Genomic DNA, 14,563 nt, shown 5'->3' on the forward strand with positions numbered 1-14,563 from the left:
CGGCTGCTCAGTCCTCGGCGCTGAGCGCGGGGAGCAGCACGCCCGCGATGCCGGCGGCGACCCGCCGCGAACCCGGCACATCGTCCTCGCCGGAGAAGGCCGCAAGGAACCCCTGGTGGAACGCGGCACCGACGAGCGTGCGCGCGGCGGCCGTCGTGTCGGCATCGCGGCGGATGCGACCCGCTCTGCGCTCGGCGTCGAGGAACCGGCGCACCTCGGTGACGGCCTCGGCGGGCCCCTTGCCCTGGGCGGTGACGCCGTCGCGATGCTGGGCGAGCAGGTCGGGTGACCCGAAGACCGATGCCGCGAGCGGGAACGTGCTCGTGAAGAACGCCATCAGCTGCTCGGTCAGCGTCATGAGCGCCTCGAGCAGATCCTCCGAGCCTGCGGCATCGGGATCGAAGCGCACCCGCGGCGTGCGCTCTTCGAGCACGCACAGGAACAGGTGCTGCTTGTCGTCGAAGTTCTTGTACAGCAGCGCCTCGGACAGGCCGGCCCGCTGCGCGATGAGCTTGGTCGTCGCGTTCGCGATGCCGCGCTCGCGCATGACGAGAAGCGCAGCGTCGAGGAAGCGTTCACGGGCGGGCGGAGCAGGATCGGCCATGGGCCTATCCTAGTGAGTAAGTGTTCACTCACCCCGAGGGGAATCGCATGCGCGTCGCCATCATCGGAGCATCCGGCAGGTCCGGCCGCCGGGCCGTCGCCCACGCCCTCGAAGCGGGACACGAGGTCGTCTCGGTCGTGCGCACGCCGTCGTCCGCGCCGGCGTCGACGGAGGTCGCGCAGGCGGATGCCCGCGACGTCGACGCCCTCGCCGCGGCGATGACCGGAGCGGATGCCGTGCCACCTTCGACACCGTCGGCCGCGCGGCGGTCGACGCCCTGACGCATCCGGACTGGATCGGTCGCGCGGTGTACATCACGGAGTGACATCCGAGGTTCCGGCTCGGGCCGGGGAAGGATCGGCACGCCGCCGGAGCTTCGCGGTCGCGAGTGCGACGAGGAAGCAGGCCGCCACGACTCCGAGGCCGAGCAGCTGCCAGCCCGCGACGCTCGCCATCGCGCCGGCACCGAGGGATCCGATCACCTGGAACGAGCCGGTGATCGTCTCTGCGATGGGCTGTACGCGTCCCCGTTCTTCGGCGCGGTAGGTGCTGGTGATCAGTGCGCTGCCTCCGCTGAAGGTGAGGTTCCAGCCCACGCCGATCGTCAGCATCGCCGTGAAGAACGCCCACTCTGCGGTGCTGAAGGCTGCGACCGCGCCTGAAACGAGAATCAGTACGATCCCGATGGAGGTGATGGCCCGCTCGCCGATCCGGTCGATGATGCGCGCGACGAAGAATCCGGGCGCGAACATGCCGACCATGTGCAACTGGACGGCGAACGCCGCTGCAGCTTCACTGTGGCCCATCGCCATCCCCGCGATGGGGCCCGCTGTCATCATCGCGTTCATCGCGACCGCGGCGAATGCCGTTGTCAGCACTCCCGCCAGCAGGATCGGCTGGCGCCACAGCACTCTCCGGGACCGCCCGCCCGAGCCTACTGCCGGGCCTGTTGTCATGCGCCCGAGCTCGGCGGGGAGCATCGCGTTCCAGAGTGCGGCGATCACGCCGAACACCGCGACCAGGACGTAGCTGGCCACGTAGGTCACGGGTAGGAGGTCCGCGGTCCACGTGGCGAGGAACGGCCCGATCAGGGCGGCGACGAGCCCGCCGGCCAGCACCGTCGTGACGGCCGCCGCGCGCGCCCCCTGAGCGGTGTCGGCGGCGGCATAGCGGTAGTAGCCCGTCGCCGCGCCGTACAGGCCGATGAGGAACGTGCCCGCACACAGCAGCCAGAAGGAGCCCCATTGCACCGCCAACGCCGAGATCAGCCCTGAAGCTATTGCGGCGCCGGAGAAGAGCACGAACGTCTTGCGGTAGCCGAATCGCCCGATCGTCCGTGACACGACGAATGTCGATGACAGAGCGCCGACGGCGATCAGGCTGAAGGGAAGCGTCGCGAGCGCGTCCGTCGGGGCGAGGTGATGCCCGACGATCCCGGTGAGCGTGAGATCGATAGAGCTTCCGAACACGGCGAGGGCCTGTGAAGGGGCTAACCGACGCGCGATCCGAAGGCTCGCATGTCGGGTTGAGATCGTCGAAGATTCGGTCATGTCATCGATGATCCGGACCCGGCGGCAGCCCGACCAGTGGCATGAATGCCGCTTTAGCTAAGATTACTGCCATGGTTCGTTCCTCCATGCCACGCGAGTCCGCCCGCCATCGGATCGCCGTGCTCGCGATGGAGCGAGTGCAGCCGATGGAAGTGGGCATCCCGTTCCAGATCTTCGACCGCGAAGCGCTCCCCTACGACGTGGTGCTCTGCGCTCGTCGGGCCGGCCCGGTCGACACCATGAACGGGTGGCAGCTGATCGCACCGTGGGGCCTCGACGCCCTCGAGACCGCCGATACCGTGATCGTTCCTGCTTTCCGAGACATCGGCTCGATCCCCGAAGATGTCGCTAGCGCGCTGCGTCAGGCCCACAGTCGCGGGGCTCGGATGGTATCCATCTGCGCGGGGGCGTTCGCCCTCGCGAACGCCGGGCTTCTCGACGGCCGGCGGGCCACCACCCACTGGATTCACGCCGCGAGGCTTGCGCGACAGCACCCCGAGGTCGTCGTCGACCCGGATGCGCTTTACGTCGACGAGGGCGACGTCGTCACCTCGGCGGGAGTCTCGAGTGGGATCGATCTCTGCCTGCATCTGCTGCGCCAGGATCATGGAGCAGCCGTGGCCAACGCGGTCGCCCGCGATATCGTCGCCGCGCCACGGCGTGAGGGCGGACAGGCTCAGTTCATCCCCAAGCCGGCTATTGCGGCGAATGAACCTTCGAGCCTCGCTCCGACCCTCGAATGGGCACTCGCTCGACTCGAGCTTCCTCTCACCGTCGCGGACTTCGCACGGCACGCCAGGATGTCGTCGCGCACCTTCGCGCGCGTCTTCGGCGCCGCGACCGGGACGACACCGCTGAAGTGGCTGAACTCAGCCCGGATCGACAGAGCCCGCGAGCTGCTCGAGACCAGCGACCTCCCCGTCGACCAGCTGGCACCCCTGTGCGGGCTCGGCACGCCGACGAACCTGCGCATTCACTTCCGGCGCGTCACCGGTACGACACCCAGCGCATACCGGCGCACCTTCCGGGCCGATGAGTAGGCCCGGGCAGACAGTGCGGATGCTCCGAGAAAAGCCGGAAGCAGCGCTTGCAGGATTCGTAGCTCTGTTCTAGACTGGATGCATGGTGCAGGTGTCGAGTCTCGAAGAGAAGGATGCTCTTCTCGATGCCTGGGTGGAGTGTCGGCGGGAGATCGATCGGATGGAGGCGCGGGCGGCCGAGCTGCTCGCTGCCCGTGAGGTGCTGTTCGACGCGGATGTCGCGGAGCATCAGCTGGCGCGTGAGTCGATCCGCCGGTCGATGATCGCGGAGTTCTCCGCGACCGGGCGCCTGGCCAGGGGGACGATGGAGTCCGCGTTCGCGACGGCGCGGGCGCTGACCGATCATCCCGCGGTGCTGGATGCGCTCCAGGAGGGGCGGATCACGGTCGCGCACGCCCGGCAGATCACACGGGTGGCCGCGGCGATCGATGAGGCCGTCGTCAATGGCACGGTCGACCCTGCCGTGACCGTCCTGTTCGACACGGCGGTGCTGGCGTTCGCGGAGCAGGACTCCCCGGCACGCACCGGGGCCCACGCCCGTCAGGTCGTGACCGCGCTTCTGGGAGAGACGATGCGTGAACGGCACCAGCGCACGCGGTCGGAGCGGTGCGTGCAGATCGTGTCGATCGAGGACGGCCTGGCCCGGCTGACCGCCGTGCTTCCGGAGCACCTCGCCTTCGCGATCCGTGACCGGCTCGACCAGCTCGTCCGCGAGGTCGTGCGCGCCGAGAAGGCCGAACAAGCCGAGCGCGCACAGATCGAACGCGAGGAGCACGAGCGGGCCGCGCGCGAGCGGGCAGAGCACGAGCGGGCGCAGACCGAGCGCGAGCGGGCAGAGCACGAGCGGGCGCAGACCGAGCGCGAGCGGGCAGCGCGCGAGCGGGCCGAAGCGGAGGATGCGATGGCGGGCACGGCCGCGGATGCCGGCGACGCAGAGGGGCACGTGGTCGGCGCTGACCAGGCGGCCGGCGAGGACGCCGACGACGCCGAGACGGCCGGCGAGGCCGCGTTCGCGGACGAGGACCCGCAGGGCGGGATGTGGGCGGGCCGGATGCCGGATGACCCCGACTCGGTCGAGGAGTTCCTCACCCGCATCGAGGCCTACCTCGCCGCAGGAGATGACCACCTCAACGACAACCACCAGTACGACGACGGCCCGTTCGAGGGAGCGACGGGCCGGCCGTTCTTCGGACACCCCGATGACGAGTGGTTCCCTTCCGACGCGGAACCCGCAGCCGACTTCGACGCCCGGATGGACGCGTTCCTCGCCGACCTGAATCGCACCGACGACCGGAACAGGACGCGTGCCGGTGAGCGCACCCTGGACCAGATCCGTGCCGATCTGTTCACCGACCTGCTGCTCGGCTCAGACCCCACCGCACTGTCCGGCACCGGGCTGGACGGCATCACCGCTCGCATCCAGGTCACCGTCGCCGCGACCACCCTCGCCGGCGCCGACAACCAGATGGCACAGATCGACGGCATCGGGCCGGTGCATCCCGACATCGCCCGGGAGCTGGCCGGGCGAAGTTCCGGGTGGGCCAGGCTCTTCCTCGACCCGACCGGCATGGTCACAGAGACCGACGCGTATTCGCCCACCGACGGGATGCGCCGATTCTTGCGCGCGAGAGACCAGCACTGCCGATTCCCCGGATGCCGCCGCACCGTCGCGTCCTGCGAACTCGACCACAACCACGACTACGCTCTCGGCGGGCCCACTGCGATCGGCAACCTCGCCCACTTCTGCCCGGCCCATCACCAGCTCAAACATCCCTCCGTGCCCGACCAGTTCCGATGGACCGCACGCATCGACCCAGACGGCGGTCTGGTCTGGACCGCGCCCAACGGCCGCCACTACACCGACACCGCACCCCGCCGCATCATGTTCGTCTGAACCGCCGTCCGCAGGGGAACGAGGACGAAACCTGTCAGAAGCTATGCCGCATCAACCTCAGACTGGCGCGGTCGATTCGCCGGCCGGGACGCTCGGCTGCGACGCTCCTTCGGTGAGCAGCTGCGCGAGGCGGGTCCGTGCTCGGGCGTACCTGGTCCGGGCCGTCGACGGATTCATGCCGAGATGCGCCGCGGCATCGGCGATCGTGAAGCCGTCCCAGTGGAGGAGGACGACGAGCTCGCGGGAACGGGCATCGAGACTGCGGACGGCGGCGCGAACGGCGGCATCCCGTTCGCCGTCCTCGGCCACGCGAGCGGGATCGGCGACGATCGTCTCCAGGTGATCGCGCAGCGCATCGGCCAGGTCGTTTCGCCGCGTCCTGCCCCGGTGATGCTCCCGCAGTACGTTTCTCGCGACCCCGAAGCACCACTTCCTGGCATCCTCCGAAGTGGTCGGGACGACCTTCCTGCGCCGCCAGATCACGACGAAGAGGTCGGCCAGCAGGTCGGCCGCCTGCTCCGGATCCTGCACGCGGCGGAGGAAGTAGCCGAGCAGATCGCTGCCGTTGTCGCGGATGACGCCGGTGATGTGCTCGTCGCTCATCGCAGCTGCCCTGCGCAGGTGCCGGTGCCGCCGATGCTTGTACCATCGGGCGTCAGTTCATCGGGGATCCGCTCATAGATCAGGCTCTCCGCGTTGCGGAACGAGAAGCCGTCGCGCAGCTCCTGAGTGTCAACCTCCCAGTCGTCGTTCGGGCCGGGGACGAAGGGCTCCGCGATCGCCTTGTCGTAGATCTCCTGGCCGATTCCGCTCCAGTCCTGGGCCTTCAGGAAGTCGGCGAGCTTCTCATCGGCGGCTGTGCGATGCGCAGGATCGCCCACGTACAAGCCCTCCTCGCAGTCGATCGTCACACCACTGTCCGTCACATAGTGGATCGGGATGCGCACCTCGACGTCGACCGGCGTCCCGTTGACGCCGAGCATCAGCGGCACGTACTCTGCCGCTCCTGTCGCGAGCACCGCGATTCCGAAGGCGATCGGCACCACGATGCGCGGACGCTTCCACCAGTGCCGACGCCGGATGTCGCTGTTCCGTCTCAAAGCCGATCACCCGGAGTAGCGTCGACATCGTCCTGTCCCTTCAAGAGAGGCCGTCATGACCACTGTCGCCGAGAACATCGTCCAGAGCCTGCGCGCCAACGGGGTGCAGCGCGTCTACGGCATCCCGGGGGATTCGCTCAACGGATTCACCGACGCGCTCCGCAAGGACGGCACGATCCGCTGGGTGCACGTGCGGCACGAGGAGACCGCGGCCTTCGCGGCCGCCGCCGACGCGGCGCTGACCGGTGACCTCGCAGTCGTCGCGGGCTCGTGCGGGCCGGGCAACCTGCACCTGATCAACGGCCTCTACGACGCCAACCGCTCCCGCGTCCCGGTGCTCGCGATCGCCGCGCACATCCCCACCAGCGAGATCGGCACCGGGTACTTCCAGGAGACGCATCCGCAGGAGCTGTTCCGCGAGTCCAGCGTCTACGTCGAGTACGTCGCCGACCCCAGTCAGATGCCGCGCGTGCTCGAGATCGCGATGCGCGCGGCGATCGAGCAGCGTGGCGTCGCGGTGATCGTCATCCCCGGCGACGTCGCGCTGGCGGATGCCCGTGACACGCGCACCACGGTGATCGAACGCACCAGGCCGGTGGTCGTGCCCGGCCCCGCCGAGCTGGAGAAGGCGGCGACCATCCTGAACGGATGCGATCGCGTGACGATCCTCGCCGGCGCGGGCGTCGAGGGCGCCCACGACGAGGTGATCGCGCTCGCCGAGCGGCTCGGCGCCCCGATCGTGCACGCGCTGCGCGGCAAGGAGCACATCGAGTACGACAACCCCTACGACGTCGGCATGACCGGTCTGCTCGGCTTCGCGTCCGGCTATCGGGCGATGGATGCCGCGGATGCGCTGCTGCTGCTGGGCACGGACTTCCCGTACACGCAGTTCTATCCGGACGGGGTGACGACGATCCAGGTCGACATCCGCGGATCGCAGCTCGGGAAGCGGCATCCGCTCGATCTCGGCCTGGTGGGCGACGTGAAGGCGACCGCCGAGGCGCTGCTGCCGCGGCTGACGCGCAAGGAGGATCGCGCGCACCTCGAGGACGCGACCGCGCACTACCGCAAGACGCGCGCGAAGCTCGACGAGCTGGCTGTGCCGTCGCGCGGCAAGGCGCCCATCCACCCGCAGTACCTGGCGAGCCTGCTCGACGACGCGGCATCCTCCAATGCGGTCTTCACCGCGGATGTCGGCTCGCCGACGGTCTGGGCGGCGCGGTACTTCACCGTGACAGAGGGGCGCCGCCTGATCGGGTCGTTCAACCACGGCTCGATGGCCAATGCCCTGCTGCACGGCATCGGTGCGCAGGTCGCGTATCCCGACCGGCAGGTGGTCGCGCTCGCCGGCGACGGCGGGCTGTCGATGATGCTCGGCGAGCTGATCTCGCTCACGCAGAACAAGCTGCCCGTCAAGGTCGTGGTGGTGAACAACTCGTCGCTGAACTTCGTCGAGCTCGAGATGAAGGCGGCAGGGTTCGTGACCTACGGCACCGACCTGGAGAACCCCGACTTCGCCGCGGTCGCGCAGGCGCTGGGGATCTTCGCGCGGCGCGTGGAGAGGTCCGAGGACCTGCTCGACGCGGTCGCCGAGGTGCTCGCGCATGACGGCCCCGCGCTGCTAGACGTGGTCACCGAGCGGCAGGAGCTGTCGATGCCGCCGGCGATCAAGGCCGATCAGGTGAAGGGCTTCGCGCTGTACGCCCTGCGCACTGTGATGTCGGGCCGCGGCGATGAGCTGCTCGACCTGGCGAAGGCGAACTGGCGGCAGCTGTTCTGACCGGCGCCGTCAGGCGGTCTGGCGCCGTCGGCGCAGCGGCACGATGAAGAACAGCGCGAGAGCGAGGTAGCCGAGCACCGCCGCCATCGGCCAGACCAGCCCGAGGCAGATCAGGATGACGTACACGCCGATGCCGGGCAGCAGGCGGTAGGTGAACAGGCGCGACTCTCCCTCCTCGTCATCGGCGAGCAGGGAGTGCGTCCGCGCATACCACCACAGCAGCAGCGTCATGCCCAGCAGCAGCAGGAACGAGACGCCGTAGAGCACCACGGCCACACGCTCCGAGGCGTCCGAGCTGATGTACTCGGCGAGGAAGCGGGTGGGGAACGGCACGAACGCGACGAGCAGCAGCAGCACGAGGTTCAGTCGCAGGAACGTCGAGTCGGCACGTTTCAGCTGCTCGCAGATCGCGTTGTGCGCCAGCCAGGTCGCACCGATCGTCGCGAAGCTGATCACGTAGGTCAGGTAGTGCGGCCACAGGTCGAAGAATGCGCCCAGCAGATCCTGAGTGCCGTCGCTGCGCGGGATCACCAGGTCGAGCACCAGCAGCGTCGCGGCGAAGGCGAACACGCCGTCGCTGAGCGCCTCCATGCGGCCGGTGCCGTACCGGCGCGGCTTGCGGTACACGCGAGCGGTATCGGGATTCTCCGTCATCGGATGCTCCTATTCATCGGTCGCCGCGTCGGCGACGGCCTCGGGCTCGTGCACGAGCGGCACGTCCGTGCCCGGTGTGCGCGGATGCGGGAAGAGCAGGACGGCCAGGGCGATGCCTGCGCCGGTGCCGATCAGCTGCGCGAGCAGGAAGGGCAGGAAGGATGCCGGTGCGATGCCGCCCGCCGAGTCGGTGAGGAGCCGTCCGACGGTCACCGCCGGGTTGGCGAACGCGGTCGAGCTGGTGAACCAGAACGCCGCGCCGATGTAGGCGCCGACGGCAGTCGCGACCACCATGATGCTGCGCCCCGCGCGCACCAGGCCGACGATGAGCAGCACAAGGCCCGCCGTCGCGACGGCCTCGCCGAGCAGAGCGGGGAGAGTCGCCCGCTGCACGGTGCCGAGCCCGGCGGGCACCTCGAACATCACGTTCACCAGCAGCGCGCCGAGAACCGCGCCGATCACCTGGGCAAGCACGTAGACGCCCAGCTCACCTGGACGCAGGCCCCTGCCGCTGCCGCGCCTGCTCAGCACCGCATCGGTCAGCGACACCGCGGGGTTGAGGTGCCCGCCCGAGACCGGACCGAACAGCAGGATGAGAGCGCCGAGCCCGAGCATGGTCGCCAGCGACCCCTCGAGCAGGCGCAGCCCGGCATCCGTCGAGAGCTTCTGTGCCATCGCCGCAGAGCCGAGCGTGACCGCGGTCAACAGCGCGGTGCCGAGCAGCTCGGCACCCGCGCGCCGCAGCAGGGGCACAGGTTCCATAGAAGGCCAATTCTGCACTGTCCGGGCGGTGGACAGCACACGCTGGAGGGAGGAGGATCGGGCCATGAGCGCAGAAGATGCAGTCGCCCGTCTGAGCGACGAGGAGTGCTGGCAGCGGCTGGGCGCGCAGGAACTCGGACGACTGGTCACGCATGTCGGTGACGTTCTCGACATCTTTCCGGTCAACTACGTCGTCGATGATCACTCGATCGTCTTCCGCACCGCAGAGGGGAGCAAGCTGGTTGAGCTCACCGTCAACGACGAGGTGCTCTTCGAGGTAGACGACCATTCCGACACGGAGGCCTGGAGCGTCATCGTGCGAGGGTCAGCGCACCGTCTCGAGACGCTCGCCGAGCAGGAGGCGGCCGAGGCGCTCGGTCTGGCGCCCTGGATTCCCACGCTCAAGTACAACTTCGTGCGCATCGCACCGCAGACGCTGAGCGGTCGCGCGTTCGGGCGCACACCCGAGCCGGAGCGCTACGGCGTCTCGGAGTACTGAGCGGCGCTCAGGCCTCCGCGATCGCCCGCGCCTCGGCGGCCTCGGCGCTGCGGCCGAGCGCCTCGAGCACGTCGCCCAGCTCCAGCGCGGCGACCTGCCGCAGCGGCGGGAACTGCGCCGCGCGCTCGATCGCGCTGCGGAACAGCGGAACGGCGTCGTCGCGGCGACCGGCCTCGGTGAGCACGCGGGCGGCGAACAGCTCCGATCCGCCGGCCGATCCGGCATCGCCCAGCTCGGCGAACCCGTCGGCTGCCGTCAGTGCGGCGGCGACGGCGTCGTCGAGCCGGCCGAGCTCGGCGTACGCCCGGCCGCGCGAGTCGGTCACATCGGCGATCAGCCAGGCCGCGTCGTTCTCGGCGGCGACCCGGGCCACCTCGTCGAACAGCGCGAACGCGCGCTCGTCCTTCTGCGCCCCGTAGCCCTGGCCGAGTTCGTGCAGCACCTGGGCGATCGCTCCGGCGGCCCCGGTGGGTCGCACCAGCTCGGCAGCCTCCTCGAGTGTCTCGATCGCCTCGGCCATCTCACCGAACCGGGCGAGGATCCTGGCCTGCTCGAGCATCGCCATCGCCTGATCGGCCGGCTGCTCCGCCTCGGCGTGCAGCCCGGCCTCGTAGCCGAAGGCACCGACGGCCTGCCCGAACTCGCCCGAGCCCGCGAGCGCGCGGGCCAGCAGGCCCACCGTCAACGCGCGGGATCCCGGGGGAACCTCGGCGTCCTCCTCGCGCCGCAGCACATCGCTGAGCAGCTCGGCGGCCTCGGCGGCGTCTCCGGCGGAGAGCATCGCCCTGGCCTGACGGAACTCCGCGCCCTCGCGGTCGCCGCCATGGTCCGCCACCAGCCGCGCAGCGAGCCGATACCGGATCACGGCCCGCTCGGGCTCCGCGGCGTCCTCCCAGAGAGCACCGGCGAGCAGCTGCGCGTTCGCCAGGGCGCGATCCGCACCGAGCCCGGCGAGCAGGCCCGCCGTGCGGTCGGCATCGGCGGCACCGGCCGCGAACTCGCCGATGCCGCCGCGCACGCGGGCGCGAAGGTCGAGAGCCCTGGCGCGATGCCCGTCGTTCACCTGCTCGGCGTCGACCAGCTGATCCAGCAGTTCGGCGGCCTCCGCCGTCCGCTCGGCACGCAGCAGCGCGACCGCGGCGGTCAGCACCGCCGTCGTGGCGAGGCGGTGCTCGCCGATCTCCTCGTAGATCCTCTGCGCCTCGGCGGCGAGCTCGAGTGCGACGGGGTCGCCCCCGCCGGTGCGGACCGACGCGAGGGTCAGCGCCAGATCACCGCGAGGCCGCACCGGCAGCGACGCGGCATCCGCCCACTCGTGCTCCAGCGCGGCGACATCCTCTGCGGCGCTGCGACCGAAGATCGCCAGGCCGAGGCGCTCCTCGAGGGCGGCCTGGTCGTCCTGGCCGGACGCGTGCAGCTCGGCGAGCCGCGGCTCGAGCAGGGCGGATGCCTCGTCGAGACGCTCGAGCGAGACGAGGGCGCCGATGCGCAGCCCGAGCATCCGGGCCCGCTTCGCGGCGTCGGGCAGACCGGCGGAGTCTGCGCGGTCGGCGGCGGCCAGAGCGTCGTGCTCGGAGCCGTAGCTGCCGACTGCGACCGCCCGTTCGTACCAGCCCTCCGCATCGACCGGGTCTGTGGCCGCGGGTGCCGGGGCGAAGGCGTCAGAGCGGATCGGCACGTCGTAGCGCTCCGCCGCGAGTGCCTGCATCCGCGCGCGGCGCTGCGCGTGGCCGTCCGTGCCGTCGCGCTCGTCGAACGCGGCGCCGATGCGGTCGACCGCCGTCCAGGCCGCGGCCGCGAGCTGCTCGGCGCTCCAGACGCCTTGGTGCTCTCCGAACAGGGACGTCAGCGCCGCAGCATCCGCGCCGCGCACCGGGGTGCCGCCGTGGCCGGCGGCCGTCACCCGGTCCAGGGCGAAGGCGATCGAGGCGAGGGCCGCATGGTGACCGTCGACGTTGAGCTGGTCGTGCGCGAGCCAGGGCAGGTGCCGCTCGACCATGGTCAGCGCGCGCGCCTCGTTGCCGGTCAGCGCAGCGAACACGATGTTGTTCGCGACGATCACCAGGTTGTCCGGGTTGTCCTTCGCCAACCGGTAGCTGCGCAGGTGCGCCGACTTCGCCTCGTCGAAGCGGCCGAGGTGCAGGTAGGGGATCAGCGCGCGGGAGAGCGCGTGCTCGGGCTCCTCACCGCACGAGAAGCCGCCCTCGATCATCTCCTCGACCAGGCGGACGGCCTCCTCCTCGCGGTCGGTCACTGCGAAGAAGCCGGCGACCTGGCTGCGGCCGCACGCGTCGCAGTGGCTGTGGTCGTCGCGAGGCGTCGCCTCCAGGCGCACTCGCAGCTCTTCGGCATCCGCCATCCGGCCGGAGTCCCAGGCGTCCTCGAAGCGGGCCGTGAGCACCCCGCTCATGCCGATGCCGGCGGCGCGGTAGTGCGTCTCCATGTCGTCCAGGACAGCCGCGATCTGCTCCTGCGAGAACGAGGGCGAGGAGCGCAGCGACGCGGCCATCCACTTGAACTGCCACATCAGATCGGCGCCGCCGTTCTCGATGTCGGCGGGGAAGCGGCCCGGGTCGGCGTCGTGCCGGGCCAGGCACCAGGCGAACGAGTTCAGCATCACGTCGGTGGCTCCGCCCATGTTCGCCGACGCGGTCTGCCGCATCCGTGCGCGGTACTCGAGCTGCTCGTCGCCGATCTCGACGGCGAGGGCCACTGCCTCGGCGACCAGGGCCTGCTCTGCCGGCCCCCACGGGGTGCGGTCGATCTCTTCGAGCAGCTGCTCGAAGCGCTGGGCGTGACGGGGCATGGTGCTCCTTGTGCTTCTGCGGGGAGGCGCGCGTCAGCGCGGCTCGTCGAACGGGAACACGTCGGCCTCGAGGCCGGCGGAGAGGCTGACGAGATCGGTGAGGGCGCTCGTCATCAGCGAGCGATCGTCGTCCGAGAGCGGATGGTGCCCGGCCAGCAGCGACTGGATGTAGAGCAGCTGCACGGTGCGGGCGAACACGGCGTCGTCCCGCACGGCGACGAGGGCGCGCACGACGCGGTTGCTCCAGTTCAGGCACAGCCTGGCGGCGAGATCATCGTCGCGCCCGGCGCCGACCTGGTCGTCGATACGGGAGAGCACGCCGCCCCACAGCGAGTTCGTGATGCCCTTCGTCCGGGTGCGGTCCATGGCGCGCAGCACGTCAGGGTCGGCGACGTACAGCCCGGTGAGCTCGGGACGGTCGATGCTGCGCACCACGACCGCGCAGCCGGATGCCGCGAGCACGCCGCTCGCGCGCTCCTCCAGAGCGACCGCCGCGTCACGATCGTCGAGCGGCGGCGGGTCGAGCCGGTCGAGCTCTCCGGTGACGTCCACCTGCTCGACGGTCAGGTGCGGGTACAGCTCGGGCAGCATCCGCACCAGCTCCGCGTCGTACAGGTATCCGCCGTTGACCAGCACCTCACCGGGGCGCACGACGCCCGCCACCTGGCGGAACTCGTCGACGGACGCGGCGTACCGCACCAGCGGGTACCTCTCGGCGAGGTCGCCGAGGCGCATCGTGCCGTGGGTGGTCTCGACGGTGAGCCAGCGGGTGATGAACCGGGCCAGCTCCTCGTCGTGGCGCACCAGCGACTTCAGGCCGATCTCGTGCACGGCGACGAACTGCGCCAGCCGGTGCGGCTCGCGCAGTCCCAGTTCGAGCACCCAGCGGCGGATGCCGGCGCCGAGGTGCTCACGGGCGTGTTCGAGCGCCGGATCCTCGACCAGGGATTCGCGGCTCGCTGTGGGGGACAGCCCCGTCGAGTCGACCACCGCCCGCACGAAGAACGCCCAGTCCGGCAGCACGTCGGGGGTGTGCTCCGAGAGCAGCATCCGGCCCAGGTACATCCGGGTCGCCTGCCGGGCGCTCGGCGGCGGGGCGTAGGGAAGCACGTAAGCGAGGCCGCGGGTGCCGGTGCCGGGCTCGGCGATCTCGATGACGTCGAGCGGGGCGGCGCCGATGAGGTCGCGGCCGTAGCCGCGGGCGGCGTCGGCCCATGCGGCATCCGACATCGCACCGTCGAGGAACGGCGCGGGGCGCGTGACGTCCACATCGCCGGTCGGCGTGTCGAGCACCACGCGCACCGGCAGGAACTCGGCGAAGGTCTGCGCGAGCTCGCGCACGGCGGGGGCGCGCAGCAGGTCGTCGGCGTCGAACCGCGGCACCAGGTGCACGCTGGTGCCGATCGGCAGCTGCTCGTCGAGCTCGGCGACGACGAAGGTGCCGTCGGCGTTGCCCGTCCACTCGACGGCGGCGCCGCCGCGAGCACTCCGCGAACGGATCACGATGCTGTCGGCGACCATGAAGCAGCTCAGCAGTCCGATGCCGAACTGTCCGAGGAAGTCGCTGCGGGGCAGGTCGAAGATGTCGCGCTTGGAGCTGCGGCCGACGGTGGCGAGCAGCTCGGCGACCTCGGCAGCGGTGAGACCTGTGCCGTCGTCGCGGAGCACGAACTCGCCGCTGTGCTCCGACAGGGGCGTGATCCTGATCAGCCCGCCGCCGCCGTCCACCTCGCGACGCGCCGTGATGGCGTCTCGGGCGTTCTGCAGCAGCTCCCGCAGGTACACCCGCGGACTCGAGTAGATGTGGCGACTGAGCAGATCCACCACACCGCGCAGATCCACCTGGAACTGCTGCATCCCCTCGGTCACTGGAA

Annotated in this window: 13 protein-coding genes; 5 read left to right on the forward strand and 8 right to left on the reverse strand. The window is 70.4% G+C overall.

Features of this window, described 5'->3' with window-relative positions:
• Positions 1 to 7 precede the first annotated feature (7 nt).
• Complete coding sequence (locus L2X99_RS01065; RefSeq protein WP_236125420.1) at positions 8 to 604, reverse strand: TetR/AcrR family transcriptional regulator; 597 nt, start codon at positions 602 to 604, stop codon at positions 8 to 10.
• A gap of 47 nt (positions 605 to 651) precedes the next feature.
• Between L2X99_RS01065 and L2X99_RS01070 the strand changes: the two genes are divergently transcribed.
• Complete coding sequence (locus L2X99_RS01070) at positions 652 to 885, forward strand: NAD(P)H-binding protein (RefSeq protein WP_236125419.1); 234 nt, start codon at positions 652 to 654, stop codon at positions 883 to 885.
• A 33-nt stretch (positions 886 to 918) separates the two neighbouring features.
• On the opposite strand, the gene L2X99_RS01075 is transcribed toward L2X99_RS01070, so the two are convergent.
• On the reverse strand, positions 919 to 2,154 hold the full coding sequence (locus L2X99_RS01075) for an MFS transporter (RefSeq protein WP_236135518.1): 1,236 nt from the start codon (positions 2,152 to 2,154) through the stop codon (positions 919 to 921).
• 71 nt (positions 2,155 to 2,225) lie between these two features.
• Between L2X99_RS01075 and L2X99_RS01080 the strand changes: the two genes are divergently transcribed.
• Both L2X99_RS01080 and L2X99_RS01085 read left to right on the forward strand, forming a co-directional pair.
• Positions 2,226 to 3,194, forward strand: a complete 969-nt coding sequence (locus tag L2X99_RS01080) for a GlxA family transcriptional regulator (RefSeq protein ID WP_236125416.1) — start codon at positions 2,226 to 2,228, stop codon at positions 3,192 to 3,194.
• 82 nt (positions 3,195 to 3,276) lie between these two features.
• Positions 3,277 to 5,088 (forward strand): HNH endonuclease signature motif containing protein, encoded by a 1,812-nt coding sequence (locus tag L2X99_RS01085; protein WP_236125415.1) that lies wholly within the window; start codon positions 3,277 to 3,279, stop codon positions 5,086 to 5,088.
• A 57-nt stretch (positions 5,089 to 5,145) separates the two neighbouring features.
• Here L2X99_RS01085 and L2X99_RS01090 read toward each other — a convergent pair whose 3' ends face one another.
• Both L2X99_RS01090 and L2X99_RS01095 read right to left on the reverse strand, forming a co-directional pair.
• Positions 5,146 to 5,691 carry an RNA polymerase sigma factor gene (locus L2X99_RS01090; protein ID WP_236135519.1) on the reverse strand — a complete coding sequence of 182 codons (546 nt, stop codon included), beginning with the start codon at positions 5,689 to 5,691 and terminating at the stop codon, positions 5,146 to 5,148.
• Positions 5,688 to 6,188: a hypothetical protein gene (locus L2X99_RS01095; protein ID WP_236125413.1), complete on the reverse strand. Its 501-nt coding sequence runs from the start codon at positions 6,186 to 6,188 to the stop codon at positions 5,688 to 5,690. Before L2X99_RS01095 ends, L2X99_RS01090 begins: the two co-directional genes overlap by 4 nt.
• 55 nt (positions 6,189 to 6,243) lie before the next feature.
• Here L2X99_RS01095 and poxB point away from each other — a divergent pair, with 55 nt between their 5' ends.
• Positions 6,244 to 7,968 carry a ubiquinone-dependent pyruvate dehydrogenase gene (gene poxB, locus L2X99_RS01100; protein WP_236125412.1) on the forward strand — a complete coding sequence of 575 codons (1,725 nt, stop codon included), beginning with the start codon at positions 6,244 to 6,246 and terminating at the stop codon, positions 7,966 to 7,968.
• Between the two features lie 9 nt (positions 7,969 to 7,977).
• Here poxB and L2X99_RS01105 read toward each other — a convergent pair whose 3' ends face one another.
• Positions 7,978 to 8,622, reverse strand: a complete 645-nt coding sequence (locus L2X99_RS01105) for a TMEM175 family protein (RefSeq protein ID WP_236125411.1) — start codon at positions 8,620 to 8,622, stop codon at positions 7,978 to 7,980.
• Positions 8,623 to 8,631: 9 nt separating this feature from the next.
• A complete protein-coding gene (locus L2X99_RS01110; protein WP_236125410.1) occupies positions 8,632 to 9,384 on the reverse strand; it encodes an aquaporin in 753 nt (250 codons plus the stop codon).
• A 64-nt stretch (positions 9,385 to 9,448) separates the two neighbouring features.
• On the opposite strand from L2X99_RS01110, the gene L2X99_RS01115 reads away from it, so the two are divergent.
• Complete coding sequence (locus tag L2X99_RS01115; RefSeq protein WP_236125409.1) at positions 9,449 to 9,883, forward strand: pyridoxamine 5'-phosphate oxidase family protein; 435 nt, start codon at positions 9,449 to 9,451, stop codon at positions 9,881 to 9,883.
• Between the two features lie 7 nt (positions 9,884 to 9,890).
• Here L2X99_RS01115 and L2X99_RS01120 read toward each other — a convergent pair whose 3' ends face one another.
• Together L2X99_RS01120 and L2X99_RS01125 are read right to left on the reverse strand one after the other, a co-directional pair.
• Positions 9,891 to 12,689 carry a hypothetical protein gene (locus tag L2X99_RS01120; protein WP_236125408.1) on the reverse strand — a complete coding sequence of 933 codons (2,799 nt, stop codon included), beginning with the start codon at positions 12,687 to 12,689 and terminating at the stop codon, positions 9,891 to 9,893.
• A gap of 33 nt (positions 12,690 to 12,722) precedes the next feature.
• Positions 12,723 to 14,546, reverse strand: a complete 1,824-nt coding sequence (locus L2X99_RS01125) for an HSP90 family protein (RefSeq protein ID WP_236135890.1) — start codon at positions 14,544 to 14,546, stop codon at positions 12,723 to 12,725.
• Positions 14,547 to 14,563 lie beyond the last annotated feature (17 nt).

Origin of the sequence: Microbacterium sp. KUDC0406 (assembly GCF_021582875.1) — a bacterium.
Classification (GTDB): domain Bacteria; phylum Actinomycetota; class Actinomycetes; order Actinomycetales; family Microbacteriaceae; genus Microbacterium.

What these genes read in the sequence shown, in the direction of transcription:
- L2X99_RS01090 (WP_236135519.1), bottom strand. Translation starts at nt 5,691, where the DNA reads ATGAGCGACGAGCACATCACCGGCGTCATCCGCGACAACGGCAGCGAT.
- L2X99_RS01065 (WP_236125420.1), bottom strand. Translation starts at nt 604, where the DNA reads ATGGCCGATCCTGCTCCGCCCGCCCGTGAACGCTTCCTCGACGCTGCG.
- L2X99_RS01120 (WP_236125408.1), bottom strand. Translation starts at nt 12,689, where the DNA reads ATGCCCCGTCACGCCCAGCGCTTCGAGCAGCTGCTCGAAGAGATCGAC.
- L2X99_RS01080 (WP_236125416.1), top strand. Translation starts at nt 2,226, where the DNA reads ATGGTTCGTTCCTCCATGCCACGCGAGTCCGCCCGCCATCGGATCGCC.
- L2X99_RS01115 (WP_236125409.1), top strand. Translation starts at nt 9,449, where the DNA reads ATGAGCGCAGAAGATGCAGTCGCCCGTCTGAGCGACGAGGAGTGCTGG.
- L2X99_RS01110 (WP_236125410.1), bottom strand. Translation starts at nt 9,384, where the DNA reads ATGGAACCTGTGCCCCTGCTGCGGCGCGCGGGTGCCGAGCTGCTCGGC.
- L2X99_RS01105 (WP_236125411.1), bottom strand. Translation starts at nt 8,622, where the DNA reads ATGACGGAGAATCCCGATACCGCTCGCGTGTACCGCAAGCCGCGCCGG.
- L2X99_RS01075 (WP_236135518.1), bottom strand. Translation starts at nt 2,154, where the DNA reads ATGACCGAATCTTCGACGATCTCAACCCGACATGCGAGCCTTCGGATC.
- L2X99_RS01070 (WP_236125419.1), top strand. Translation starts at nt 652, where the DNA reads ATGCGCGTCGCCATCATCGGAGCATCCGGCAGGTCCGGCCGCCGGGCC.
- L2X99_RS01125 (WP_236135890.1), bottom strand. Translation starts at nt 14,546, where the DNA reads ATGCAGCAGTTCCAGGTGGATCTGCGCGGTGTGGTGGATCTGCTCAGT.
- poxB (WP_236125412.1), top strand. Translation starts at nt 6,244, where the DNA reads ATGACCACTGTCGCCGAGAACATCGTCCAGAGCCTGCGCGCCAACGGG.
- L2X99_RS01085 (WP_236125415.1), top strand. Translation starts at nt 3,277, where the DNA reads ATGGTGCAGGTGTCGAGTCTCGAAGAGAAGGATGCTCTTCTCGATGCC.